We start from the raw sequence: 26811 nt of genomic DNA on the forward strand, positions 1-26811 counted from the left end.
CCGTCACCGCACCTGTACTCCACGTACAATAGCGGCATGGGATTCTTGTTTAGACCGAAAGAACTGCCACGCCCGGCATCGCTGACGTTCACTTTGAATCAGGCCGGGCATACGTATGATGATGGGCACGTGGGACTTGCTCCCACGGACATCACCATCAGCGAGCGGCGGGTGGCCGTGATCGGACTGAACGGCGCAGGCAAATCCACATTGCTGGGTCTGCTGGACGGTTCGTTGAAGGCCAACGCCGGTACGGTGACCATTGCGGGCGGTGAGGAACGTCTTGACCCGGCTGTGAAGAAGGACGCGAAGCGCATCGATAATCTGGTCGGCAAAGTTCGCCGCGAGGAGATTCCGAACAGTTTCTACCAAGCGGCGAATATTTCCGAGGCTGTTTCCGAAGCGCTGAAAAAGCACAAGGTGCCCGAGTCAGAACGTCATGCGCGCATCGGCAATCTGTTTGCGCATTTTGATCTGGCGCAGGTATCCAAGGCCAAGGCCAGCGAACTGGATTCCGAGAAACGGCACCTGCTGGCCATTGCGGCCGCGCTGAGCTTTGAGCCGAGTGCGATTGTGGCGGATGAGCCGAGCAAGGGATTGGATGAGATTGGCACCGCGCATGTGGCCAAGGCGTTGTTCAGCTACAACAAGCAGGTGATTTTCGCCACGCATGACACGGATATGATCCGCCGGCCCGAATACGCCATCGACCGCGTACTGGTACTGGACGAGCACGCGGTCGTGTTTGACGGAGCGCCGGCTGAGGCTGTGGCGTTTTATGAGGATCTGATTCGCCTCCGATACGAGACTAGAGCATCGTGAACCATGCTTGAACCTGATGCCATAGCGTCGGATCGTTGACGATCATGGCGTCGTCGCGCGCCTGCACGAAGCAACCCAGCACGGCTATGCCCAGCGCCCACAATACGGCCAGCACCACGACCCAGCGCATCAGCCAACGCCACGGAGTGACGCGGGCGATGCCATCGTCTGAAGCGGCGTCGTTGGCCCCCGCCAATGAACGTCCCGGCTCGCGCCCGTTGACCAGCCACAGTAGCCCCGGTATGGACGCCAGTGAGATCAGCCAGCCGAAATCGGCGGAATACCGCCATCCCAGACCGCCGACACGGCTGTCGAACACGATCAGCACCGCCGCCACGGCCAAGCAAGACATCAGCCATGGCCGCATGCCGTGCGTCTCCAATCTGCGCAGCAGGGGCAGCGCCAAAGCCATCACGGTCAGTGGCGTGGCCGTGAAAATCGCGCCGACCATCACCTCGTAATAGCCCCATTGCGGCATCGGGGCGGGAGAGCCCGCCAGCCACGGGAAACGATCCATGAAGCGCAGCGGCAGGAACAGGTAATACCAGATGTTGGCGGGCATATCCGCGGACGGGGTGGTATACCGGGTCATATCGGATACGGAGAACTGATACGCATTACCGAAATTGAACGGGGAATCGAACCGAACCATGTTCCACGCCATCAGAGGCGTCACGACGAGAATGGCGGGGATGATTACCGCAAGCGGCGCGCGCAACGCCTGCAACGGCTTGATACGGCGTGTGCGCAGACCGTTGCCCAGCGCGCGAATCTGCGGCCAGAACAGGGGGAACGCAAGCAATGCGGCCAAGGTGAACGTCGGTCGGCATCCGAAATTCGCCGCAATGCACAAGGCGCCCAAGGCCAGTCGTGGCAGGGAGAGAGGTTTGGCATCGCCCGCCTGCCATCGGTCCGATGGTCTCAGCGGGCGGCGGGACGTGTCCGCGCCGAGCCATAGCCATAGTCCCAGCGACGTCAACGTCAGCGATGCGGCGAACGGTATCTGATAGAAGTTCGTGCGATACAGCAAATACCCCACTTGCGCGCTCACCAACGATGAGACCACTACTAACGACGCGGCCGCCACCGAAGTCTTCGGCATCAAGCGATGGATGACGCGCAGCAACAGCAAGGAGAAGAAGATGATGAACAGCAGCACGAGAATATACTCGGCGACGGATGTCGGCAGATTATGACCGGTCAGCAGACGATAGGGGATGAACAGCAGCACTGCGGGCAACACGCCAAAATAGGAATACCAGTGACCGTCATAATACGCGTAATCCCAGTAGAGCGGACTGGCTCCATTGGCGAGTAGCTGGGCACGTGTGGCTACGTCATAGGGGTGCTCGGTGGCGGCCAGTTGTTCGGGAACCGGCAAGTCGAGCCAGGGCCGGCCGGCGACCAGCGCATCGGCCACATGCCCATACTGGTCGAAATCATAGGTGTAATCGCCGGAAACGTGGAAGACGAGCGGAGACGCGTACCACAGTTCGCGGATGATGGATGCGCCGATAAGTAGGGTAGGAATCGCCATAAGCCCCACGAAAGCAAGTCGTTGCCGAGTGCTGGACGGGTCAAGCGTGATACGCCACAGGCGCGATCCCGGCCTCCAGACGGCAATCATCAGCAACACCAAGGCCATGGCGAGCACGCGCATCCAATTGATGGCGAACGGTACGCGCACGTTGGCGCGGGCGTCGGTGACCGGTACGATCGCGCCGCGCTCTTCCTGAATCCAAATACGCACGATGCCGGCACCTGGCGCCTTGACATAATGGCTGCGAATAGCGTCGGGATTCATCGACTGGGCCCGGCCGGTGATGCCATCGACATCCGCGCGCACATGAATGGTCGCCAGCGGTTTGAAGACTTCCTTATCGTCGTTCGCTTCGGATTCGGCCTCGGCCTGCTCGCGGGCCTTATCGATGACCTTGCCGCTCGCGGTATCGATGCGTAGGTAATCCGACGTGCCGTCCGCGGTCAGTTCAAGATAGGCCTTGGTCGGATCGGTGACGGTCAACATGCCATCATTGCGGCGCGTGAGACCCGAACCCAGCGTGTTATGCACGGCGTTCGTATCCGTGCTCGCTCCGAGCGTACGCCAGAACGGCAGGTTGAACACGATGCACTCCATGGCGGCGACGGCGGCCAGCAAGGCGATCAGCAGGCGCGCCAAACGCAGCCGGTGTCGGGTATCCGGACGGCTGGTCATATGCCGTTCATGTTTCGACGGCATTGGACGGTCTGCGCGAGTGTGGTCTATGGAATGCACGCATTTATTCTATAGGCTTTATTCGGGCTTGATGTCGGGCAAACAAGAGACAATGTGAATCATGCCAAAACGTACATCGGACCATGGGAAGCACAACCGCGCGCCACTGCTGGGCGGGCTGAAGGATTCGATGAACGCGCTCGCGGCCGATCTGGGACTGTCCAAGCCGAAGAAGCACGATACGAATCCGTTCGGCGATGCCTTGCAGGAGACCAGTGAGCGTAAAGGCGGCATTATCGACGAACTGACTCGCCATGCAGTGGCGCTGAGTCCTGTAATCAAGCGACGCACCTTCCCTGAATTGGAGAACGTGCCGGAAGGGCTGGTGCTTGGATGGGCGCAGCTGCCCTCCACCAGAGGCCGTGGCTTTTCGCTTGGCATTTTCCCCGACCGCGATCATTTTGCGCAGGTGGCGTTCGCCGATACGCATGGCCGCGTATTCGTGGGCGCCGACCCCAACATGGACGTGCAGGATATGCAGGCGCGATTCATGTTCGGCAAGGAAAAAGAAGTGACTTTGCCGGACGGTGAGCGGCTGGGCGAAAGCGACGAGCCGCGTTCGCGTTCCGGTTTCTCCCGTGCAGGCCGTGGCCTGGGAAATGCGCTGCATCATGGGCGTGGTTTGGGGCGCGGCCTTGGTCATGGTGCTGACGGTGTGAAGGCCATTACCGGTGGCGTGGTGGGACGTGACGACACCGGACGCATGACATGGCTCGCCTCATGGCTCAAGGCCGGCAACCGGTACACGCTTGAGCAGATGCGTGCCAATCTGCCGCCTGCGATGCGTCATGATTTGGAATACCGCGATGCCATTACCATCGCGTTCTTCGCCACGTATATGTTGCCGCAGATCAATGGTCTGCTCATCGGATTCGGTTCCGGCAATATCTTCCGCCGTCTCAACCGCGAGGCGCCGATCGGTGCGATTCGCCGTTCGGTGCGTGACACTTTGGCGGCACGTGCCCACGGCATGCGGGCCTCCGGTCTGGAGGATCATTTCGCCGATCTGATGCGCGAAGCCGGCGCCCTCGACACCACGCCGGGGCTGGAAGCGGTGCATGGCGCCGAACCGTTGCACCTGTACACCTCGACGTATTCGAGCGGCTATTTCTTTACGTGGGATAAGTCCTTGGCATTCGGGCAGGCGCTGAAATCCTTGAAGATCGAAGGCAACCTCAACCGATTCGCTGCGGTGAGCGCTTGGCTGGAGCGCAACGCTTCCTTGGGGCGCAACCCTACGGAAGATACGGTGACCCGTGCCGAGGCCGCGCAAATTGACATGAAACTCATCGAAAACCCTGCGATTATGGCGCTTGACCCGTATGATGGCGAGCAGGAGCGTCGGGCCGTGCTGAGCCTGGTCGATATCGCCGCCCGCACGGCTGGACAGATTCGCAGTGAATTCCCCGATCCTCGAGATGTGCTGACCCAGCAGAACGTGCCGGATTCGGGTGTGACGAATGCTGCGGGCGCTGGAAGTACTGAGGGCGCTGTAGAGCGGGCTGATAGGAGCGACACCAACACTCAAGCCGCTCGGCCTTCGTATTCGCCGGCGAGGAGCGACGAATGGGTGTATCGTCAGACCCTCTCTTCACTGTTGCGCCGGTTACGGTTGCCGTATCGGTTTGATGTGGAGTTCCGGTCGTGCTTGGATTCGGGTGAAGTGGCCATTGGCTTCACCACCGCCGGCACCTCGATGATGCCCGATAGCCGGTATGACACCACTCGACGTACGTGGCGTGCGCTGAGCAGCGCCGAACGCGCGTCGATGAGCGCCGCCTACAACCTGCGTGTCGGCCTGATGATGGCCGCGCTAAGTTTCGGCACCAGCGAATCCGTACGCCAGGTGTCGTTGCACATCGATTCCATTGGTCTTGAAGAGGCGATTGCCGAACAGGATTCCGCCATCGAGGCGATGATGAGCGAGGCTTTAAGCGCTTTTGAACATCTGCGCAGTGGCGATTTGGGGCGTGTGGGTTCCAAAGCCGACCCCAAAGATGGTGATTTCCATGGCGACCCGACCCGCCCCATCACCCATGAGGAGACGTTCGGGCAGATGGCGTCCGGTGACGAACGCGGCACGACCGGGGGAACCGGCAACGGTACCGGACCGTCTGCGGATGCTACGGATCAGGCCTCGGTCGAATCCGCTGACGCCGATGGCGCCGCGTCCATCGATTCGCAGTTCGAAGATCTGATGAAGGGCGTCGATATCGACGAAATGGCGTTCGGCATGCCGGACGATACCGGCGCAGGTGACGACCTGGGCGGTATCGGCGGCGAGGGCGTCGGCACTGACGGTGCTGATGGGGCCGCCGGCGTGGACGATGATCCGATGAGCGTGCTGCGCCGCAATCCCACCGTGCGTAATATGGTCACCGTCACCTTCACCCGTGATGCCTTCCTCAAGCGACTGGACACCGCTGGGCTCGACAATCCCGAGGAAACCTACCGCATGTTCGGTGCCGTGATGGACGTGGACGGCGAAGGTGGTCTGAAACCCATCAGCGCCGACTTCGACTTGGCGGACAGCCGGTTCTCTCCCACCGGATCCCAGGAGGAGCCCGAACTGGCCGACCGTCAATTCAGCCCGGCGACCGCTCACGTGCTGGGCGCACAGAATAGTGCCGGACTGGCTATCCAGCGAGTGGGCCTACTGCAGCATGGCGTCAACGAATTCCACGATATCGCCAGGAACACGTCGCTCGGCTCCGTGGAAAAGGCCCAGCGAGCCATGCAGGTCATCGAATCGATATGCGATCCCGAACTGACCGGCTTGGCCTCACAGGTCACCAGTGCGTTGATCGATGGCAAGGACACACCGGACTTCACGTTCACGCTTGCTGACGATCTTGACAAGGAGCGTCTGCGCGCCCGAGACATGCTGTTCTCGGGCCAAGCCGATCAGGCCATCGAAGCGGCCGAAGCGGCCGTGTCCCATCTGGATCAGGTGTATGCGGCAGGCCATGGCGTACCTCGATACTTCAACTCCTATGCCGAGCGCGTGGTCTACAATCGACTGTTCGCCACATTGGACGAGCGTACGGTGCTCATCCCGGACAATCTGTTCTACGCACACATGGAGCTGGCTGACGTGTTGAGCCAGATCAAGGGTGCCGAGGCGGCCATCCCGCACCTCAACCGTATGGTGGCGTACGCGCCCGCCTACCCGCTCTCACATCTGAAGCTCGCCATCCAACTGGCCCGCAATGAGGATTGGGATTCGGCACGCGCCGCCTGCCTGAATGCTCTGCGCGTGGCCTTGGACCGCGACGATGCCGCGTTCGCCTACTACCGGTTCGCGTACGCCGAATGGATGCTTGACCGGTTCGACACAGCCGCCGCGGCCTACATTATGAGCGATCACATCGCTCCCGGGGCCATTGGTTCGCTGGAAAGCGAACTGCAGGAACTGGTTTCCCGTGCGGACTCGCAGTGCATGCCGGTGCCTGAATCGGTGGAGACGGCCGCCCATGTGCTTGCCATACATGGTCTGCCGGTCTGGCCGCATATCGAAGTGGCTGACATCGTGCGTGACGCCGCCCGCGTGTGCGTGGATGAAGGCATGTTCGTGCCGGCCCGCACGCTCTCGGTGGCCGTGGCCCGCATGAATGACGGTGAAGGCGACAACATCGACATCATCCAAGCCCAGTTCCTGCGCTCGCTATCCGCGTAGCCGCCTGAGGGGAGTTGACGGTATAGCCGGCCGAGGGGAGCCGAGCCCGCTAGGATAGACAACCATGAGCACGAACGAACAACTGGCATGGGATTTCGACGATGGGGATGTGGCCGAGGTCCGGCCTGATACCGGTATTGCACGTTTTGCCCCTGGCTCCGAACAATGGATAGCCGCACTGCAGCCCACTGACGACGACGCGATACGCCTCGACCGTTTCGACGTGAACACGATGACCGCTGAGGCCGCCGCCCGCCTGTGGGCTCGCGTGGCCGCATGGGTGGAATCCGATCAGATCGCCTACTACATCGACGACTCACCCGTCAGCTCCGACGCCGCCTACGACGCGCGCATGCGTTGCCTCGAACGACTCGAAGCGGCGTTCCCCTCATTGGACAATCCGCAGTCGCCCACCCATCGCGTCGGCGGCTCCTTCTCCAACGACTTCGTCTCCGTGCGCCACCCCAGCCGCATGATGAGCCTTGATGACGTCTTCTCCATCGAAGAGCTCAAGGATTGGTACGATTCGGTGATTCGCGACCTCGATTGGCCCGAATCCAAGCCCCTGCCCATGAGCTGCGAGGTCAAAATCGACGGCCTCGCCCTGAACCTCATCTATCGCAACGGCGTGCTTGAACAGGGCTTGACGCGCGGCGACGGCGTTACCGGCGAAGACATCACCCTGAATGTGCGAACCATCGGCTCCATTCCCGCCAACCTCGGCGGCCCCAAGGAAGACGTTCCGGACTTCGTGGAAATCCGAGGCGAAGTGTTCATGCGCTGGGATGACTTCCACACCCTGAACAACGAGCAGGAGGACGCCGGACGAGCGCCCTTTGCCAACCCGCGCAACGCCGCCGCCGGCTCGCTGCGTCAAAAAGACCCTCGCATCACCGCCACCCGTCGCCTGAGCTTCTATGCGCATGGTCTGGGGCAGCTCACCTGGGGGGCGGACCATCCGCGCGGCACCCATGATGTGGTCGCCGACCAGTCGCAGGCCTACGATCTATACACCAGGTGGGGCGTGCCGGTCTCCCCGCATAATCGTGCGGTGACCTCATTCCAGGAGATCTTGGACATGATCGAGTACTACGGCGAGCATCGCGGCGACATCGAGCACGCGCTCGACGGCATTGTCGTCAAGGTCGATGACCTGGGCCTGCAGCGCACCCTCGGTGCCACCTCGCGCGCGCCGCGCTGGGCCATCGCCTACAAATACCCGCCCGAAGAGGTCAACACCGAACTGCTCAACATCACCGTGCAGGTGGGGCGTACCGGCCGTGTGACGCCGGTCGCCGTGCTCAAACCTGTCTACGTGGCCGGCTCCACCGTGGCTCGTACCACGCTGCACAACGGATTTGAAGTCAAACGCAAGGGCGTTCTGATCGGCGACACCGTGGTGGTGCGCAAGGCCGGCGATGTGATTCCCGAACTGGTCGGCCCGGTGCTTGAACGGCGCAAAGGGCGTGAGGACCAGCTGCGCGAATTCGTTATGCCCGAGTTCTGCCCTTCATGCGGCGCGAAACTGGCACCCGCCAAGGAGGGTGACAAGGACATTCGCTGCCCGAATGTGGAAAGCTGCCCGGCCCAGTTGACCGAGCGTGTGATTTCGCTGGCCTCACGCAAGGCGTTCGACATCGAGCACTTGGGCGAACAATCGGCCATCGCTCTGACCAACCCGGAGGAGAACCGGCCTGATTCGGTGGCGACCTACGCGCCGAACATCACCGAGGTGCTGGTCGCCCCCGGCGAAGAGCCTGACCCGTATGAGCCGGTGGAGGGGCTGGAATTGCCGGCCGCGCAGAAGCCGGTGTTGTCCAACGAATCCGGGTTGTTCGACCTGACCGCCGCCGATCTGCGCGACGTGCGCGTGTGGCGTGAAGCCGCAATCGTCGAGGTGCATGAGACGGTCGGTGCGAACGGTAAGAAGAAAAAGGTGCGTAAGCGTGTCGGCGGCTCTGGCCTGTGGCATCAGGTGCCCGCCTTCTGGACCGCGCCCACGCCGGCCAAAAAGCTCACGGCCAAGCAGCTGGCCGAACGCGCGCAAAGGGAGGCCGCAATCGAATCTGCCGAAACACAGGGAGGTGCCGCCAGCGAGACGACCGGCGCACCTACCGGGGCTGAGGCTCCACTTGGTACCATGCCGGGCTTTGCCGCAGCCTCCTATCCCGAGTATGACGTGCCGGCCGACGCGGTCATCGTGCGCGTGGATCACAAGACCACGCGCACTGGCGTCACGGATGTACCGGTGATCATTCGGCCCGGCGAAAACACGCGCAAGATGTTCGACGAAATGGACAAGGCCCGTCACGCCGACCTGTGGCGTGTGCTGGTCGCATTGTCGATTCGCCGGCTCGGTCCGCCTACCGCACGCCTGATCGCCTCGGCGATGGGCTCGCTGGCAGCCATCGAAAAGGCCACGATTGAAGATCTGACGGCCATCGACGGGGTGGGCCCGGAAATCGCCGAATCGGTGGTGAACTGGTTCGCCGCCACCCGCGAACCCGGCGACTGGCGCGGCGCGACTTTGCGTGCTTGGCAGGCTGCCGGCGTGGGTGTCGACGAGGCCGAGACCAGTTCGTTGCCGCAGACGCTGGCCGGCAAAACCGTGGTGGTCACCGGTTCGTTGGAAGGCTATTCGCGCGACTCCGCCAAAGAGGCGATTATCGAGCGCGGCGGCAAGGCGGCCGGTTCGGTGAGCAAGAAGACCGATTACGTGGTGATTGGCGCAAACGCCGGCTCCAAGGCCATCAAGGCCGAGGAACTCGGCATCCCCATGCTGGGCGAAATCCAATTCGCCCAGCTCCTAGAAACCGGTAGCATCGACTGACTTGGCTCCCCTCTCTGAGGGGAGCTGTCGCCTTGTGCGACTGAGGGAAGTAGTCGTCCGCAAAACGGATGCGGGAATGGGAGAGGTACATCCGCAGCGCGTGCGCAGTGTGACTTACTCCACTCCCTCTGGCATGCCGCCGCATCACACGCTAGGGTAGAACAGGCCCTAAAGGAGGATACGGATTTATGAGCGACGCACGTCAGATCGAAGCCGACATCTACGAACGCCTGAGCAAGGTCATCGACCCCGAGCTCGGTCGTTCGGTCACCGACCTCGGCATGATCGCCGCCATCGAAGCCGCGCCCGCATCGTCGGACGCCGGCACTTACGACATCACCGTGCACGTTGAGCTGACGGTTCCCGGATGCCCACTGAGCGAGACCATCACCAACCAGATCAATGGCGCGGTCAGCTCCTATCCGGGCGCACAGCTGCTGCCTCATATCGAAGTCGGTTCGATGAGCCGTGACAAGCTGGCCGATCTGGTCGCCAACCTCAAGGCCGAACGCAAGCGGAACCCCTTCAGCAAACCGGGTGTCAAGACCCGCATCTTCGCCATCGCCTCCGGTAAGGGCGGCGTCGGCAAGTCCTCGGTTACCGCGAACCTGGCCGCCACGTTTGCGGCCCTCGGCTTCGACACGGCCGTCATCGACGCGGACATTTACGGCTTCTCACTGCCGCGCCTGTTCGGCGTGCATACACAGCCCACCAATCTGAATGGCATGCTCATGCCGGTCACCGCGTGGGGCGTGAAACTGATCTCCATCGGCATGTTCGCCGGTGCTGACCGGGCGATTCTGTGGCGCGGGCCGCGACTGCAGCGCTCCTTGGAACAGTTCCTGTCTGACGTATGGTGGGGCGAGCCGGACGTCCTCTTGCTCGACTTGGCTCCCGGCACCGGCGACATGGCGATTTCCGTGGCCCAGGCGCTGCCCAACGCCGAACTCGTGGTGGTCACCACCCCGCAGCCCTCCGCCTCTGACATCGCCGTGCGCTCCGGACTCGTGGCCCTGCAGGTGCCGATGAAGGTGCGTGGCGTGGTGGAGAACATGAGCTACTACGAGCACAAGGGCGAGAAGCTGGAGATTTTCGGTGCCGGCGGCGGTCAGCGCGTGTCTGAACAGTTAAGCGCGGCGCTTGGCTATGACGTGCCGCTGATGGCCCAACTGCCGCTGGATCCCGAAGTGCGCGAGACCGGCGAGGCGGGTCGTCCCGCGGTGCTGGATGTCGATGGCGCCTTGCGCACGGATGGCGTCGGTCAGGTCTTTCGGGGACTGGCCGAGCGTCTGCTGGAGCGGTGCTAAGGGGTGATGGTCCAGGAGCGGTGCCAATCGGCCAATAGAGAACGGTTCTCTTCGCGCCTATTCGCCGGTGTCGTACAATATCCCCTGGCGTGCTAACGAAAACCACATGAAAGGAGTAGCTGTGCCCACTTCCGAACATAAGGCCGACGACGCAACGCGGCATCTTACCCTGATTCCCGCTCCGGTGACATTGGAGTACACCCATGGTACGGCTTTGATCGGTCCTCTGGTGACGATCGAGGATGCCGATCAGTCTTGGGAGACGTTGCCGATCGAGCAGCTGTCCGACGAACTTCGGCACCGCTACGGCGTCACCGTCCTGAGGCGCCGCACACACGGCACCGTCATATCCCTGGGCCTGGATTCACGGCTGGCCCATGACGAATACACGTTGGATGTGTCCGAATCGGAGGGCATCCGTGTGCGTGGCGGCGGCGAAAGCGGGCTGCGGTACGGTCTGCAGACGCTGCGGCAGATCATCGGGCAGACCTCGCGTGCCATTCCCTGCCTGCATATCCAAGACAAGCCCGCGTTCGCGGTGCGCGCCTACAGTCTCGACGTGACACGCGGACGAGTGCCGACGATGGAGTTCCTCACCTGGTTCGTCGACCAGCTGGCCTTATATAAATACAATCAGTTCCAGCTGTATGTCGAGCATGCCTTCGCGTTCGTCGAGCTCAGCGAGGCGTGGCGCGGCACCGATCCGCTCACGGCCGCCGACATCACGTATCTGGACGAGTACTGCGCGCGTCGCGGCATCGAGTTGGTGCCGTCGTTGGCCACGTTCGGGCACATGTACATGAATCTGCGCACCCGTGAGCATCGCGGGCTGGGTGAGTTTCCCGAAGACGCCGACCGCCCGTTCAGCTTCATCGAACGCATGGAGCATCACACGCTGAACGCCGCCGATCCCAAGGCCCATGATTTCGCCTCGCGCCTGATTGAGGAATACGCGCCGCTGTTCCGTTCGAAGTCCTTCAATATCGGCGGCGATGAGACGTTCGACTTGGGACGTGGCAGGTCCGCGCAGGACGCGCCGGAAGCCGGCCGCGATGAACTGTATGCCGGTTTCGTCAGGGATTTGTGCGAAACGCTTGCCCGTCATGGTCGGCAACCGATGTTGTGGGCGGACATCGCGCTCGAAAGCCCGCGCACGATGGATCTGCTGCCCGGCGACATCACGATGCTCAACTGGATGTACGAGCCGCAGATCGACGAGAGCAAGATCCAGACCATCGCCACGCAGGGCCGTCGACAGTTCGTGTGCCCCGCGGTGCGGGCTTGGAGCCGGTTCTTCCCCGATTATGCGGGTGCCTGGCTGAACACGTATCACATGGCGTTGGCGGGGACCAAGTACGATGCGGAAGGCATGGTGGTCACCGATTGGGGTGATTATGGCCATGTCAACGATCCGCGTCTGAGCGTGCCGGGCCTGTGCTATGGCGCTCAGAACGCTTGGAATCCGATCGAGATCGATGCGCATGAGATGAACCGTCGAATCTCCGCTCTGGTGTATGGCGACGAATCCGGTCGCATCATGGATTGCCTCGCCCGCATCGACTCCGATGGGGTGTCATTCCCCTGGGACCTTGCCGTGCAGGTGCTGGAGCTGGAATACGGTTCCGGCACCGGCGCGCTGAACATGGATGTGGCGGCGTGCATGGAACGTTCGAGCGGCGGAAAGCTCACGCTGGACCGCACATTGGGATGCGATGACGCGCGCCGGCGGATGCTCCAGTGGAACCGCGAGCGTATCGAACGGCGTCGGGATTGCGATCAGGTGCTGCGTGACTGCGGCGACGCGTTCGCCGGTCTAGACAAGGGAGGCCTGACCGCGGAGTTCCTGTCGGTGATGCTGGACGGGCAGCGACTGTTCAACGAACTTGGCGAGGAACTGCTGGCGTTGGCCGACGGCAAGGACGTCGGCAGCGGGGCGAATCGTCTCGCCGCCGATCTGGAGTTGTGGTTCGAGCGGTATCGCGCACAGTGGCTGTCGGTCGGACGGCATGCCGAGCTCGCACGTATCGCCCACGTGGTGTGGTCTCTCGCGGACATTCTGCGTAGGGGCGCTCTGTAAGGAGCATGACCGAAGGCGGGGTCCATGCCCCGCCTTCGCTATCGCGCGTACTGGTCCTCGGTGGTGAAGCAGGTGCGATAGACCATGGCCATGATCAGACCGTCGGCCAGCAAGGTCAGCGCGGCGATGGCGCCGAAGACCACGAACTGGTATTTGGCGGCGTTCAGCGGATCTCCGCCGGCTATCACCTGGCCCGCCATCATGCCCGGGATGGTCACGATGCCGCTGGAGGCCAGCGAAGCGGTGGTGGGCAGCAGTCCCAGCCGAATCGACGAGATGACGGATGGGCGGGCGGACTCCCATGCCGTCGCCCCCAAGGCCAGCATCATATCCACCTCGTCGCGGCGTTCCTCCATGCTTTCATAGAATCGGCTCAGCCCGACAGCGAGCGCGGAAACGGTGTTGCCCAGCAGCATGCCGGTCAGGGGCACCACCAGCTGGGGCGCATACCATGGATGCGGGCGCACGATGAGTTCGGTGACCAACGCCAGCATGAGCAGCATCGTGATGACCAGGCTCAGGAAGATCGGTCCGGCAAGACCTTTGGGGATGCCGTGCGCGCGGGATATCACGATCTGCACCGCCGCGACCAGCATGACCGTCATCAGAGCGAACACCATCCACACGCTGTTCGAACGAATCACATAGCCGATGATGAATCCCATGGCGCACAGCTGCACGAGGGCGCGGCATGCCGACCACATCAGGGTCCTGCCGATGCCCATGTGCATGAGTTCGCTGATGATGGCCGCCACGGCCACCATGCCCAACGCGATGAGCAGACCCCAGATATCGATGTTGTAGGAATTGCCCAGATCGCCGCTCATGACTGCGTCTCCTCATTCTCATCGGCGCCGGCAGGCACCGCGTTCGCGTCCTGCGCCGCCGAATCCGTCATCTCGCGTCCGGTCAGCCGCCCCTTGTCCAGCATCAGCGTGCGGGTGGCCCGTCCGTCCGGCGGACGGTGACGGATGCGGATGATCGCCATGCCGCGTGTGGCGGCATCCGCCATGATCGTAGCCACCTTGGCCGCGTTGTCGTCGTCGAGTCCGGCGTCCACCTCATCGGCCAGCAGCACCTTCGGATCGGTGAGCAGCGTGCGGGCCAGGGCCACGCGGGCCGCCTGACCGCCCGACAGGTCGTGCGGGGCGCGCTCCAGATCGATGTCCTCGCAGCCCATCGCGTCCAACGTCGTGCGGATGCGCTCGTCGGGCAGCAGCTGCTCGGCCTTGCCGCCCTTGCCGCGAATCGCGAGCGTCCAGGGCAGGCGGATCGCCTCGGCCACGTTCTTGCCCGTCAGAATCGGCTTCTGCGGCAGGTAGGCGACATCCCGCCGCCACTGCTGCGGCGTGAACTCGCCGCTGCGCTTGCCTTCAAGGGCGAACGTGCCGTGCGCATGCGGGTTGAGTCGGGCGCATGCGGTCAGCAGACTCGATTTGCCGGAGCCGGACGGTCCCACCAGATCGACGATCTCGCCACGTTCCATGCTGAAGGACAGGTTGTCGAACACCGTGCGTTCGTTGTCCGCCGGCGATTGCGCGGGAACGACGCAGGACACGGATATGGCTTCGAAGAAGGATCGCATATTCATCCAGTCTAGTCGGGGCCACGTGGGAAACCCCAGCGTTCACTTCCTGTATACCCGGTGTGGCATAATAGCCAAGGCAATTTTTGGGCTTTGCCTAAGCTAGTTTGAATTTGAAATAGGTGAATAACGTGGCACAGACTACTAACGACATCAAGAACGGATCCGTCCTGAACCTGGACGGCCAGCTGTGGACCGTCATGAAGTTCCAGCACGTCAAGCCGGGCAAGGGCCCCGCCTTCGTACGCACCACCATCAAGAACGTGCTCTCAGGCAAGATCGTCGACAAGACCTTCAACGCAGGCATGAAGATGGAATTCGAGACCGTCGACAACCGCACCCTCCAGTACTCCTACGAGGACGGCGACAACTTCGTGTTCATGGACATGACCACCTACGATCAGATCATGGTTCCGAAGACCCTTCTGGGCGACAAGGCCAAGTTCCTGCTCGAAGGCACCGACTGCCTGGTCTCCTTCCACGACGGCACCCCGCTGAGCGTTGACCTGCCGGGCTCCGTGGTCCTGACCATCACCCACACCGAGCCGGGCCTGCAGGGCAACCGCTCCAACGCCGGCACCAAGCCGGCCACCGTTGAGACCGGAGCCGAGATTCAGGTCCCGCTGTTCATCAATGAGGGCGACCGCGTCAAGATCAACACCGAGGATGGTTCCTACACCGGCCGCGAGAACAACTGATCTCCGCATCCTCAACAGACGACCGACCGTATAAAGGACTAGGACAGCAGCAGTATGGCACGTTCCACCGCGCGCAAAAGGGCTCTGAACACCCTGTACGAAGCCGACGAAAAAAACCAGGATATTCTCTCCCTGCTTGACGAACGCATCGCACATCCCGGTGCCCAGACCCCGCTTCCCGACTATGCCATTGAAATCGTCAAGGGCGTGGCCGAGCACCGTCGTCAGATAGACATGACCCTGGACGAACACTCCACGGGTTGGAAGGTCCGCCGTATGGGCGTGGTCGATCGCAACATTCTGCGTATCGCCGCTTGGGAGATTCTGTTCAACGATGATGTGCCGGACAAGGTCGCTATCGACGAGGCTCTGGCATTGGCCAAGACCCTGTGCGATGACGATTCGCCCGCTTTCATCCATGGCCTGCTGTCTGCGGTGTGCACCGCCAAGAACGCAGCACCGGCACCGGAGTCCGTGGCGGAAGAGGCCGATGAGGAATCGTCCGATTCCGATGCCGCCGCATCCGATCCGACCGATGAGGGCGATGTTTCCGATTCGTCCGGTGCATCCGACGAGCCCGCTGCCCCGTCCGCTGAGATTCAGCCGACGGTCGATTAGTCATTTGTTGTTCAGCCTCCCCATTCGGGAGGCTTTTTCATGGGCGGACACTTGTGTCGCCGTACATTCTCAAGTCGGCACCTTGCCGACAGCCCCGCCAGCGGGGTGAGACTTTGCGCCCAACGGCGTGTGAGTCTGCGCTGGCCGTTAACCTTGGTACGAATACCCGAAAAACATAAGGGGGTTTTGGTGAGCCAGAACGAGTCCGGGACCATCGCAATTCCGATGTATGACAAGGACGATGCAGTCCTCGTTTTGGAAGATGGACAGGTATATGTGGGGGAGCCGTATGGCGCCCTCGGTGAGACGACCGGTGAGATCGTCTTCGCCACCGGTATGACCGGATACCAGGAGACGCTCACCGATCCGAGCTACGATCGCCAGATCGTTGTGCAGACGTTCCCGCACATCGGCGATACCGGCGTCAACAGCGAAGACCCTGAGTCCTCCCGCATCTGGGTTGCCGGATACATCGTGCGTGATCCCTCTCCGAACGTGAGCAACTGGCGTGCCGAAGGCAGCCTTGATGACGACCTCACCAAGAACGGCATCGTCGGCCTGAGCCACATCGACACCCGCAAGCTGGTGCGTCACCTGCGTTCCGCAGGCGTGATGCGCGCCGGTATCTTCTCCGGCGACGCCCTGACCGACCAGGCCACCGGCGCGCTCAAGACCATCGAGCAGCTGCTCGAAGACGTCAGGAACACCCCGCAGATGCAGGGCCTGAGCCTGTACGACGAGGTGTCCACCAAGGAGACCTACACCATCGAGCCATGCGGCGAGTACGAAGGCAAGGAGCCGCTGTACACCGTGGCCGCCGTGGACCTCGGCATCAAGGGCATGACCCCGCACCGCATGGCCGAACGCGGCTGCCGCGTGCACGTGGTGCCCTCCACCATCACCTTCGCCGAAATCGAGAGCCTGAACCCGGACGGCGTCTTCTTCTCCAACGGCCCGGGCGACCCGGAACAGGCCGGCCCCGAAATCGAGCTGCTGCGCCAGGTGCTCGACGCCGGCTACCCGTTCTTCGGCATCTGCTTCGGCAACCAGCTGCTTGGCCGCGCGCTCGGCTTCGGCACCTTCAAGCTCAAGTTCGGTCACCGTGGCATCAACCAGCCGGTCAAGGATCTGACCACCGGCAAGGTCGAGGTCACCGCCCACAACCACGGCTTCGCGGTCGACGCTCCGATCGGCAAGCAGGTCGACGCGCCGTTTGAAAACGGCAAGTACGGCAAGGTGTTCGTCTCCCACATCGATCTGAACGACGACGTGGTCGAAGGCCTGCAGTGCGTGGACATCCCCGCATTCTCCGTGCAGTACCACCCGGAGGCCGCAGCAGGCCCGCACGATGCGGCCTACCTGTTCGACCGTTTCTGCGAACTTATGAAGAACAACTCCAAGGAAGGTAAGTGATATGCCGAAGCGCACCGACATCAAATCCGTGATGGTCATCGGCTCCGGCCCGATCGTGATCGGTCAGGCTGCGGAGTTCGATTACTCGGGCACCCAGGCATGCCGCGTCCTTCGTGAGGAAGGCATCCGCGTCATCCTCGTCAACTCCAACCCTGCCACCATCATGACCGACCCGGAGATGGCCGACGCCACCTACATCGAGCCGATCGCCACTCCGATCCTCGAGCAGATCATCGCCAAGGAACGCCCCGACGCGCTTCTGCCCACCTTGGGCGGCCAGACCGCACTCAACGCCGCCATGGCGCTGGGCGAGGCCGGCGTCCTGAAGAAGTACAACGTCGAACTGATCGGTGCCTCCCTGGAAGCCATCGACCGTGGCGAGGACCGTGAACTGTTCAAGAAGGTCGTTGACGAGGCCGGCGCCGAATCCGCCCGCTCCGACATCGCCCACAGCATCGAGGAAGTCGACAAGATCGCCGAGAAGTTCGGCTACCCGCTGGTTGTGCGCCCGAGCTTCACCATGGGCGGCCTGGGATCCGGCATCGCCCACAACGAGGAGGAGCTGCACCGCATCGCCGGCGCCGGCATCCATTACTCGCCCACCGACGAAGTCCTGATCGAAGAGGGCATCGAGGGCTGGAAGGAATTCGAGCTCGAGCTTATGCGCGACCGCAACGACAACGTCGTGGTCGTCTGCCCGATCGAGAACGTCGACCCGGTCGGCGTGCACACCGGTGACTCCATCACCGTGGCCCCCTGCTTCACTCTGACCGACCGCGAATACCAGAAGCTGCGTGACATCGGCATCGCCATCATCCGCGGCGTGGGCGTGGACACCGGCGGCTGCAACATCCAGTTCGCCGTCCATCCGAAGACCGGCCGCATCATCGTCATCGAGATGAACCCGCGCGTCTCCCGTTCCTCCGCACTGGCCTCCAAGGCCACCGGCTTCCCGATCGCCAAGATCGCCACCAAGCTGGCCCTCGGCTACACGCTCGACGAGATTCGCAACGACATCACCCAGTCCACGCCGGCCTCATTCGAGCCGACCATCGACTATGTGGTCACCAAGGTGCCGCGCTTCGCCTTCGAGAAGTTCCCGGGCGCCGACCCCACCCTGACCACCTCCATGAAGTCCGTCGGCGAAGCCATGGCCCTGGCCGGCAACTTCCAGGAGTCCCTCGGCAAGGCCATGCGTTCCATCGACAAGCGCCACATGGGCTTCAACTGGGATGGCGAAAAGCCGTCCGCCGAGGAAGTGGCCGAACTGCTTGAGGCCATCCATACGCCGACCGAACACCGTTACCTGCAGCTCATGCGCGCCATCTGGGGCGGCGCCACGCTGGAGCAGGTGTTCGCGGCCACCAAGATCGACCCGTGGTTCCTGAAGCAGATCTTCCTCATCAACGAGACCGCCATGACGGTGCGCGAGGCCGAGACCCTGACCCCGAAGCTGCTCAAGAAGGCCAAGCTCGCCGGTCTGTCCGACGTGCAGGTGGCCCACCTGCGTGGCTTGGGCGACGAAGGCGAGAACACCATCCGCGAGCTGCGCTGGACCTACGGCCTGCGCCCGGTCTACAAGACCGTCGACACCTGCGCCGCCGAGTTCGACGCCGCCACGCCGTACTACTACAGCTGCTACGCCGACGAAACCGAGCTGCGCCCGCGCGAGCGCGAGGCCGTGATCATCCTCGGCTCCGGCCCGAACCGCATCGGCCAGGGCATCGAGTTCGACTACACGTGCGTGCACGCCGTGCAGGAGCTTGGCAAGGACTATGACACCATCATGGTCAACTGCAACCCGGAGACCGTGTCCACTGATTACGACATGTCCGACCGCCTCTACTTCGAGCCGCTCACCTTCGAAGACGTGCTCGAGATCTACGAGGCCGAGAAGAAGATGGGCCCGGTCAAGGGCATCATCGTCCAGCTCGGCGGCCAGACCCCGCTGTCCTTGGCCGCGCGTCTGAAGGCCGCCGGCGTGCCGATTCTCGGCACCACCCCGGAATCCATCGATTTGGCCGAGAATCGTGAGCTGTTCGGCGAGGTGCTCAAGAAGGCGGAGATGAACGCCCCGCGTTACGGCACCGCCCTGAGCCTCGAAGAGGCCATGGACGCTGCCCACCGCATCGGATACCCGGTGCTCGTGCGCCCGAGCTACGTGCTTGGCGGCCGCGGCATGGAAATCGTCTACGACGACAAGCAGCTCACCAAGTACGTGGACCGCGCGCTTGCCGAGGCCAAGGCCGATACCGTGGTCTCCGGCCGCCTGCCCTCCCCGCTGCTCATCGACAAGTTCCTGCAGGACGCCATCGAAATCGACGTCGACGCCCTGTTCGACGGCGAGGAACTGTACATCGGCGGCATTATGGAGCACGTCGAGGAGGCTGGCGTCCACTCCGGTGACGCCGCCTGCACCCTGCCCCCGTCCACCCTGTCCGACGACCAGATCCGCCGCCTGCGCGAAGGCACCTACGCCATCGCCAAGGGCTGCCACGTGCAGGGCCTGATCAACGTGCAGTACGCCTTCATGGCCAACACGCTGTATGTGATCGAAGCCAACCCGCGTGCCTCCCGTACCGTGCCGTTCGCCTCCAAGGCCACCGGCGTGGCGTTGGCCAAGGCCGCCGCCCGCATCATGGCCGGCGAGACCATCGCCGACCAGCGCGCCAACGGTCTGCTGCTGCCCAAGGGCGACGGCGGCGACATCCACCCCGGCCAGCAGGTCGCGGTCAAGGAATCCGTGCTGCCGTTCAAGCGCTTCCGCACCCCGGTGGGCAAGACCGTCGACATCCTGCTCGGACCTGAGATGCGTTCCACCGGCGAGGTCATGGGCTTCGACCGTGACTTCCCGCACGCCTTCGCCAAGAGCCAGCTCGCCGCCTATGACGGTGGCCTGCCGACCCACGGCAACGTGTTCATCTCCGTGAACGACACCGACAAGCGTCAGCTGCCGTTGATTGCCGTGCGTCTTGAGGAACTCGGCTTCAAGATCTGGGCCACCGAGGGCACCGCCTCCGTGCTCAGCCGGTACGGCATCGAGTCGAACATCGTGGATAAGATCAGCACCCGCGTGGACACCGATCCGGAGGCGCCGGTCGAAGTGCATCACGCCGCCGGATCCGTGGGCAAGAACGTGGTCGATCTCATCGAGGAGGGCAAGATCGACATGATCCTCAACACGCCGAACTCGCGCGGCTCCCGTTCCGACGGGTATTCCATCCGCGCCGCCGCCATTGCCGCCGATCTGCCGCAGTTCACCACCATCACCGAGTTCCAGGCCGCACTGCTCGCTATCGAGGCCGTGAAGCATAATGATTATCAGATCATGAGCATTCAGGAGCATTCGAAGCAGTTGTTCGAATTGGAGCGACGGGAGTTCTGATGACTACACCCAGCAGTGAGGAATTGCAGGCACAACGTTCGGATTTCGGTCTGCGATTAAGCAATTCAATGGCCAAATACGGGCCGCTGTGTGTGGGCATTGACCCGCATCGCAAGCTCCTCACCGACTGGGGATACAACGTCGACGCCGAAGGCGCCGAACTCTTCTCCATGCGTATGCTGCAGGCCGCCAACGGGCGCGCCGCAGCAGTCAAATTCCAGACGCCGATGTTCGAGCGTTACGGGGCCAAGGGCTTCGAAGCGCTCGAACGCGTGCTGTACGCGGCACGCCAGATGGGCGTCATCACCATCGTGGATTGCCTGCATGGAGGCCTGTCCACCACGATTTCCGCCATCGCGGACGCCTACTTCAAGCCCGGCGCCCCGATGCTGGCCGACGCCATCACCCTGCTGCCGTACTATGGCGCGCGCTCGTTGAACGGCCTGATTACCGAAGCGTTGGAAAACGGACGCGGTGTGTTCATCGCCTCCCTGACTTCCAATCCGGAAGGCATGAGTCTGCAGACCGCGCTGCGCCAGAGCGGCGACTACAAGGGGCGCACTGTGGCCTACGGCATCGCCTCCACCGCACAGAAGCACAACGTGGATATCGGAGGCATGGGCTCGGTGGGCCTTATCATCGGCGCCACCATCGGCCAATGGACGCAGGATTCCGGCGTGGACCCCTCCAAGTTCACCGGCCCGATTCTTTCCCCTGGCTACGGCTGGCAGGGCGCCGAGGCCAAGGACCTGAAAACCGTGTTCCGCGGTACGCGCGGCAACGTGTTGGTCACCGTGTCCCGCTTCATCGCCTCGCACGGGCCGGATATCGCCGCATTGAGCCAGGCCACCGAGTCGATTGCGCTCGACGTGCGCCAGGCCCTGATGGAGGCCACCGCCGAAGGCGCGGAGAATCAGTGATCAGAACGGAATCAGATGTCGCGGCATGCGTACGTGTGTATCTCATCGCGTACGTCGCATCACGATTCATATTCTTCCCTGTTCGTCGGGGCTGTAACAGTTACCGGTCATCTCGCCGGTGAGCCGTTACCACATTGGATTCATAATCGCTGCACACCACATCATCTCCGGAGGAACCCATGACTGAAAACACCCATGCCGGCCGTCTAATCGTCCTGACTGGCCCCACCGCAGTAGGTAAAGGCACTGTGGAGGCCAAGCTGCGCGCCGACCACCCCGAAGTGTGGGTGTCCGTTTCCGCCACCACGCGCGCTCCGCGCCCCGGCGAGGTTGATGGCGTCAACTACTGGTTCCTCGCTGAAGACGAGTTCCTGGCCCGCGAAGCGGCGGGGGAGTTCCTGGAAACCGCCGTGGTGCACGGCATGGCCCACTACGGTACATTGCTGGCTCCGGTGGAGGAGCATCTGGCTGCCGGCGTGCCAACAATTCTGGAAATCGATTTGCAGGGCGCCCGCCGCGTCAAGCAGCGCGCCGCCGAACTCGACTTGGAAGTGGTGTACGTGTTCATCGCGCCGCCGAGCTTTGAAGAGCTCGAGCGCCGTCTGATCGGCCGCGGCACCGAAACCGCCGAACAGCAGGCCCGTCGCCTGGAAACCGCCAAAGTGGAGCTCGCCGCCGAAAACGAATTCGACGTCACCATCGTCAACGAAACCGTCGATCAGGCCGCCGCCGACCTCTGGTCCGTCATCGCCAAGGAATACGGGCTGTAACGTGTGCGAATAGGTTCTGTTCGTACTGAGATGTCCATGCTTGGCATGGTGTGCTCATGTGATTATGCGTGTTCAGTCCCTGCCAGTCGGCCCTCACAATAGGGGGAGAGCCTGACGGCAGGGACTGATTCATACCGATACAAAGGGGCATGCGCCACCATTTGTGCGTCAACCGTTTGATATGCAAATGGGGGCACATGCATGTGTGCGCCATCTTCCAAAAACGTCGAATTATGCAAATGGGGGCACGAATAGGTGTCGGCGTGATGTGGTGTGGTGCGATGCTGCAGGTGCGGTGTGACATGGTGTGGGATGCCAGCGGATTTCGGGTGTTTTTCCTCTGGCGTCCCACAGAACCTGATGTACGGTGCCGTCGCCGGTTTGTGGGATTGGCAGAATTCCAATGGTTCTGTGGAATGGGGTGCGGGATGCCAGCCGTGTGCATCGTTTGACGTGCGTGGCGTCCCGCACGGTTGCGGGACGCCGGCCCCAAATTGGCCGCTAACCGTGTGGTATCCCGCATTTCTCCGATATGCGAGAGGAATCCGTCCACTATAAGGTCTCTAGCCCAGCGACTAATAGTTTTTCCTCTATGTGCGAATAATACGGGCTGTAACTACCGCTTTACCACCAACTGCTGGTGGAGAATTTCGGTGCTGTTTCTGGCCGGCGCCTGCTTCCAACGGATCGCTTCGGATTCGTGATGCTCGGTGACATAATGCCGCATCCATTCGAAGCACTGCTGGGTTTGGATGGCATCGCTTAATGCGCGGTGCTCCTCATTGTCCGCGATGCCGAAGCGTACGATCAGGTCGGCCAGACGGTGATGCCGCTGCGCGGGGAACAGGGCGCGGCTGATCTGCATCGTGTCATAATCCGCGCAGGCAAAGCCGCAGCCGGCGATATGCCGGGTGTTGTAATCCAGGAATCGCAGATCGAAGCTGACGTTATGACCGACAATCGGCTCAACGGCGGGACTGGCAGCCGGGGTAGCGAGCCATGCGATGAATCGGGGAAGCACCTTGTCAATCGGATCGAGGTCGGCCACCATCGCATCGGTGATGCCGGTCAGCGTGGTGATCTGACGCGGAATCGGCCGCAAGGGATTCACCAGCTGCTGGAATTGATCGACGATATGCCCCTTCCGTACGCGCACGGCACCGATTTCCGTGATGGCGCAACTGTTCGGGTAAAAGCCGGTGGTCTCCAGATCCAGCGCCACATAATCGGTGGGGAAGACGGCATCGTCCATGGCGATTCGCCCGCCGGCACCATGATTGGGCTGGGATGGTTGGCCGAAAACGGTAATGCCGGAAGTGGTCACGGAGGCTCCTCATATCAGTCGGTGTTCGGTGACTTATTGTACCGGCAGCCCGGTCTGACGGTACAATTTTCCCCTCCCGGATTTTCTCGGATATATTGGTTAGGCGGCCGGCAATTGCGCGGCGCATCGGGAAGGGAGCACAGCTGATGAAACAGATAGTGGCAGGCATCGTGGCGCATGTGGACGCGGGCAAGACCACGCTGTCCGAGGCGCTGCTCTACCGCACCGGTGAGATCCGCAAATTGGGGCGAGTGGATCACGGCGATGCGTTTCTGGACACCAATTCCTTGGAGAAGGCGCGAGGCATCACGATCTTCGCGCACCAAGCGTTGGTTGAACACGGCGACCTGCGACTGACCTTGCTGGATACGCCGGGGCACGTGGACTTCGCAGCCGAAACCGAACGGGTGCTGCGCGTGCTTGATTACGCGATTCTTGTGGTCTCCGGCACGGATGGCGTGCAAGGCCATACCGAGACACTGTGGCGTCTGCTGGCCAGATACGGTGTGCCGACGTTCATCTTCGTCAACAAGTGCGACGCCGCCGGATTCGCCCGCGAGGCCATTCTGGCACAGTTGCGCAAACGCCTGAGCGATGCGATATATCCGTTGCCGGCAATGGAACAGTTCACTGAGGGCAGCGCGGTACCGTTGGACGCGTTCGCCGAAGACATCGCCACCCTGGACGAGGAGGCGATGAACGACTATCTGGAACATGGCGTGCTGTCCGTGGGCAGATTGCGATCGATGATCGCCGTACGTGAGCTGTTCCCCGTATATTTCGGCTCGGCATTGAAACTCGAAGGGGTCGAGGAATTCCTGGACGGGCTGGAGACGTTCACCCGCGAACGTGAATGGCCGGCCGCCTTCGCCGCACGCGTGTTCAAGATCGCCCACGACGGCCAGCACAACCGTATGACGTGGCTGCGCGTCACCGGCGGTGCGCTCAAAGCCAAGGAGATCGTCTCCTCATCCTCGTGCGCCGCGGCGTCGACACCGTCGCCAGCGCAGGAGGATGATGGCATGGCGTGGTCCGAGAAAGTCGATCAGGTGCGCATCTACAATGGCGCCAAATTCGAGACGGTCACCGAAGTGCCGGCCGGCTCGGTATGCGCGGTGACCGGACTGACGCGGACCTTCCCCGGCGAAGGGCTGGGAGCGGAACCGGACGCCGAATCGCCGTCGCTGCAGCCCGTGTTGACCTACACGGTGTTGCCCGCCGGAGCTGAATCCGATACGGCCGGCACCTCGGGAGCGGCCAAACGCGGTGGCACCGGCCATGACAGCGTGAATCGGGACGATGCCGAGCATGATGCCGCCAAGTCGGAAACCGGCCGCAATGAGGAGAACGACACTGCCGGCCAAGACGCAGAGACGGACAATAGCTCGCCGGCCCTTCCCCAGTTCGATGATCTGACCTTGCATAAGGTCATCACCGCATTGCGTGAGCTGGAAGACGAAGACCCGTTGTTGCATGTGGTGTGGGTGGAACGGCTGGCCGAGATTCATGTGCAATTGATGGGCACAGTCCAGCTGGAAATCATCCAGCAGACCCTGCACGACCGGTTCGGTCTGGATGTGTCCTTTGGCCCCGGCTCCATCCTGTACCGTGAGACCATCACTGCGCCGGTCGAAGGCGCAGGTCATTTCGAGCCGCTCCGTCATTATGCCGAAGCGCATATCCTGCTGGAACCAGGGGAGCCGGGCAGCGGAGTCACTGTGGGCTCGGCCCTGTCCGAAAATGATTTGGACCGCAATTGGCAACGGCTGATTCTGACCCACCTGACCGAGCGTGAGCATCTCGGTGTGCTCGTTGGCGCGCCGCTCACCGATATCAAGATGACTTTGGTGGCTGGCCGCGCGCATCTGAAGCATACCGAAGGCGGCGACTTCCGCCAAGCCACCTATCGTGCAATTCGTCAGGGGCTCATGGAAGCCAGAGCTGGAGTCAGTGGCCGGCCCGAGACGCCGGTCGAGAGCCGGCCGGACACCACAGGGGAGGGCAACTGCCGACTGCTGGAACCGTGGTACCGGTTCCGGCTCGAAGTGCCCGCAGACATGATCGGCCGTGCCATGAGCGACATCCAGCGCATGGCCGGCACCTTCGAATCCCCGGTCACCGATGGCGAATACGCCGTGATCGAAGGCGAGGCGCCGGTGTCCGAAATGCGCGACTATGCGATGGATGTGAACCAGTACACGCACGGCCATGGCCATTTCTCCGCCACCTTCGGCGGCTACAAGCCATGCCATGACGCCAAACAGGTCATCGCAGCCGCCGCCTACGATCCCGAAGCTGATCTGGACAACACCCCCGACTCGGTCTTCTGCGCCCACGGTGCTGGCTACCCCGTCAAATGGTACAAAGTCCCCGAATTCGCCCACGTAGACTACGTCATGTGAGGTGGTGACTACCAAATCTACGGACGAATGAATCCGCTGGCCTCCAAGAATCGCTGAATATCGCGCATCTCCGGCATATTGATCGAATGGGCCATGCCCGGATACACCTGTTCGGTCAACGTGCCGTGCTCGCGCCAGAACTCACCCATCGCCGCCACCTGCGCGGCAGGGAAAATATCATCGATGGCACCATGCCCGTAGAACACGGGCGGCTTCAACGAAGCCAATTCGGCATCGCCCGCAACGGACCCCGGTGCCAGCCATCCAGAACAGGAGACGGCTGCGGCATATCGTTTCGGATTGAAACGCAGCAGATGCGCGGCCAAGAGGCCGCCCTGCGAGAATCCCATGGCAACCACCGGCCGAGTGGCGGGAATATGCTCCGCAACCCATGCATCAATGGCTTGGGCGGCCTCAGCCGCCTGCTTGTCCAATGATCCGCCCTCCGGCACACCCTCATGCGCCCACGAGCCGAACCACGTATATCCCATGCCATAGGCGATGGGTGCCTGCAAACTGGCGTAATCAGCCGAACCGGCACCGCAATAGTTCAGCAAATCGGGCAGATCGTATTCATTGGATCCCCAGCCGTGCAGCAGCACGAACACCGGGGCGGTTTCAGGACCGGTCAAACGGGTCAGAGCTTTGGTAATCTTCATAGCCTCAGTGTATCCACCGTTTAGGCGACAATATTGCCCTGATGTTCGCC

Annotated in this window: 17 protein-coding genes; 12 read left to right on the forward strand and 5 right to left on the reverse strand. The window is 62.3% G+C overall.

The features are described from left to right. The first annotated feature begins 36 nt into the window (after window positions 1–36). Window positions 37–822: an ATP-binding cassette domain-containing protein gene (locus BLIJ_RS03685; RefSeq protein WP_012577117.1), complete on the forward strand. Its 786-nt coding sequence runs from the start codon at window positions 37–39 to the stop codon at window positions 820–822. On the opposite strand, the gene BLIJ_RS03690 is transcribed toward BLIJ_RS03685, so the two are convergent. Next, a complete protein-coding gene (locus BLIJ_RS03690; protein WP_012577118.1) occupies window positions 809–3061 on the reverse strand; it encodes a hypothetical protein in 2253 nt (750 codons plus the stop codon). The two genes, BLIJ_RS03685 and BLIJ_RS03690, sit on opposite strands and share 14 nt — an antisense overlap. Window positions 3062–3158: 97 nt before the next feature. Here BLIJ_RS03690 and BLIJ_RS03695 point away from each other — a divergent pair, with 97 nt between their 5' ends. The 4 genes from BLIJ_RS03695 to BLIJ_RS03710 all read left to right on the forward strand — a co-directional run bounded on the left by BLIJ_RS03695 (window position 3159) and on the right by BLIJ_RS03710 (window position 12987). Then, window positions 3159–6773 carry a tetratricopeptide repeat protein gene (locus BLIJ_RS03695; protein ID WP_012577119.1) on the forward strand — a complete coding sequence of 1205 codons (3615 nt, stop codon included), beginning with the start codon at window positions 3159–3161 and terminating at the stop codon, window positions 6771–6773. 64 nt (window positions 6774–6837) lie between these two features. Then, window positions 6838–9603, forward strand: a complete 2766-nt coding sequence (gene ligA, locus BLIJ_RS03700) for an NAD-dependent DNA ligase LigA (RefSeq protein ID WP_012577120.1) — start codon at window positions 6838–6840, stop codon at window positions 9601–9603. A gap of 188 nt (window positions 9604–9791) precedes the next feature. Beyond that, on the forward strand, window positions 9792–10910 hold the full coding sequence (locus BLIJ_RS03705) for an Mrp/NBP35 family ATP-binding protein (protein WP_012577121.1): 1119 nt from the start codon (window positions 9792–9794) through the stop codon (window positions 10908–10910). Between the two features lie 121 nt (window positions 10911–11031). Then, on the forward strand, window positions 11032–12987 hold the full coding sequence (locus tag BLIJ_RS03710) for a beta-N-acetylhexosaminidase (RefSeq protein WP_012577122.1): 1956 nt from the start codon (window positions 11032–11034) through the stop codon (window positions 12985–12987). Between the two features lie 38 nt (window positions 12988–13025). Here BLIJ_RS03710 and BLIJ_RS03715 read toward each other — a convergent pair whose 3' ends face one another. Both BLIJ_RS03715 and BLIJ_RS03720 read right to left on the reverse strand, forming a co-directional pair. Next, the gene (locus tag BLIJ_RS03715) at window positions 13026–13814 is read right to left on the reverse strand and encodes an ABC transporter permease (protein ID WP_012577123.1); all 789 of its coding nucleotides are present in this window, start codon (window positions 13812–13814) and stop codon (window positions 13026–13028) included. Next, the gene (locus BLIJ_RS03720; protein ID WP_012577124.1) at window positions 13811–14578 is read right to left on the reverse strand and encodes an ABC transporter ATP-binding protein; all 768 of its coding nucleotides are present in this window, start codon (window positions 14576–14578) and stop codon (window positions 13811–13813) included. The genes BLIJ_RS03715 and BLIJ_RS03720 overlap by 4 nt, the downstream gene beginning before the upstream one ends. A 125-nt stretch (window positions 14579–14703) precedes the next feature. Here BLIJ_RS03720 and efp point away from each other — a divergent pair, with 125 nt between their 5' ends. From efp to gmk, 6 genes are all read left to right on the forward strand, one after another. Continuing rightward, entirely contained in the window at window positions 14704–15270 is a 567-nt protein-coding gene (efp, locus tag BLIJ_RS03725; RefSeq protein ID WP_007056944.1) for an elongation factor P, read from the forward strand. 54 nt (window positions 15271–15324) lie between these two features. Further along, on the forward strand, window positions 15325–15888 hold the full coding sequence (gene nusB / locus BLIJ_RS03730) for a transcription antitermination factor NusB (RefSeq protein WP_012577125.1): 564 nt from the start codon (window positions 15325–15327) through the stop codon (window positions 15886–15888). 225 nt (window positions 15889–16113) lie between these two features. Then, a complete protein-coding gene (gene carA, locus BLIJ_RS03735; RefSeq protein WP_041981786.1) occupies window positions 16114–17301 on the forward strand; it encodes a glutamine-hydrolyzing carbamoyl-phosphate synthase small subunit in 1188 nt (395 codons plus the stop codon). 1 nt (window position 17302) lies between these two features. Next, entirely contained in the window at window positions 17303–20686 is a 3384-nt protein-coding gene (gene carB, locus BLIJ_RS03740; protein ID WP_012577127.1) for a carbamoyl-phosphate synthase large subunit, read from the forward strand. Then, window positions 20686–21606 carry an orotidine-5'-phosphate decarboxylase gene (gene pyrF / locus BLIJ_RS03745; RefSeq protein WP_012577128.1) on the forward strand — a complete coding sequence of 307 codons (921 nt, stop codon included), beginning with the start codon at window positions 20686–20688 and terminating at the stop codon, window positions 21604–21606. The genes carB and pyrF overlap by 1 nt, the downstream gene beginning before the upstream one ends. Before the next feature lie 179 nt (window positions 21607–21785). Next, on the forward strand, window positions 21786–22376 hold the full coding sequence (gene gmk, locus BLIJ_RS03750) for a guanylate kinase (RefSeq protein ID WP_012577129.1): 591 nt from the start codon (window positions 21786–21788) through the stop codon (window positions 22374–22376). Between the two features lie 616 nt (window positions 22377–22992). Here gmk and BLIJ_RS03755 read toward each other — a convergent pair. Then, the gene (locus tag BLIJ_RS03755) at window positions 22993–23700 is read right to left on the reverse strand and encodes a 3'-5' exonuclease (protein ID WP_014484688.1); all 708 of its coding nucleotides are present in this window, start codon (window positions 23698–23700) and stop codon (window positions 22993–22995) included. 146 nt (window positions 23701–23846) lie between these two features. On the opposite strand from BLIJ_RS03755, the gene BLIJ_RS03760 reads away from it, so the two are divergent. After that, window positions 23847–26102, forward strand: a complete 2256-nt coding sequence (locus BLIJ_RS03760; RefSeq protein ID WP_012577131.1) for an elongation factor G — start codon at window positions 23847–23849, stop codon at window positions 26100–26102. A gap of 17 nt (window positions 26103–26119) precedes the next feature. Here BLIJ_RS03760 and BLIJ_RS03765 read toward each other — a convergent pair whose 3' ends face one another. Next, a complete protein-coding gene (locus BLIJ_RS03765) occupies window positions 26120–26761 on the reverse strand; it encodes an alpha/beta hydrolase (protein WP_012577132.1) in 642 nt (213 codons plus the stop codon). Between the last annotated feature and the right edge of the window lie 50 nt (window positions 26762–26811).

It is taken from the genome of Bifidobacterium longum subsp. infantis ATCC 15697 = JCM 1222 = DSM 20088 (assembly GCF_000269965.1).
Taxonomy (GTDB): Bacteria; Actinomycetota; Actinomycetes; order Actinomycetales; family Bifidobacteriaceae; genus Bifidobacterium; species Bifidobacterium infantis.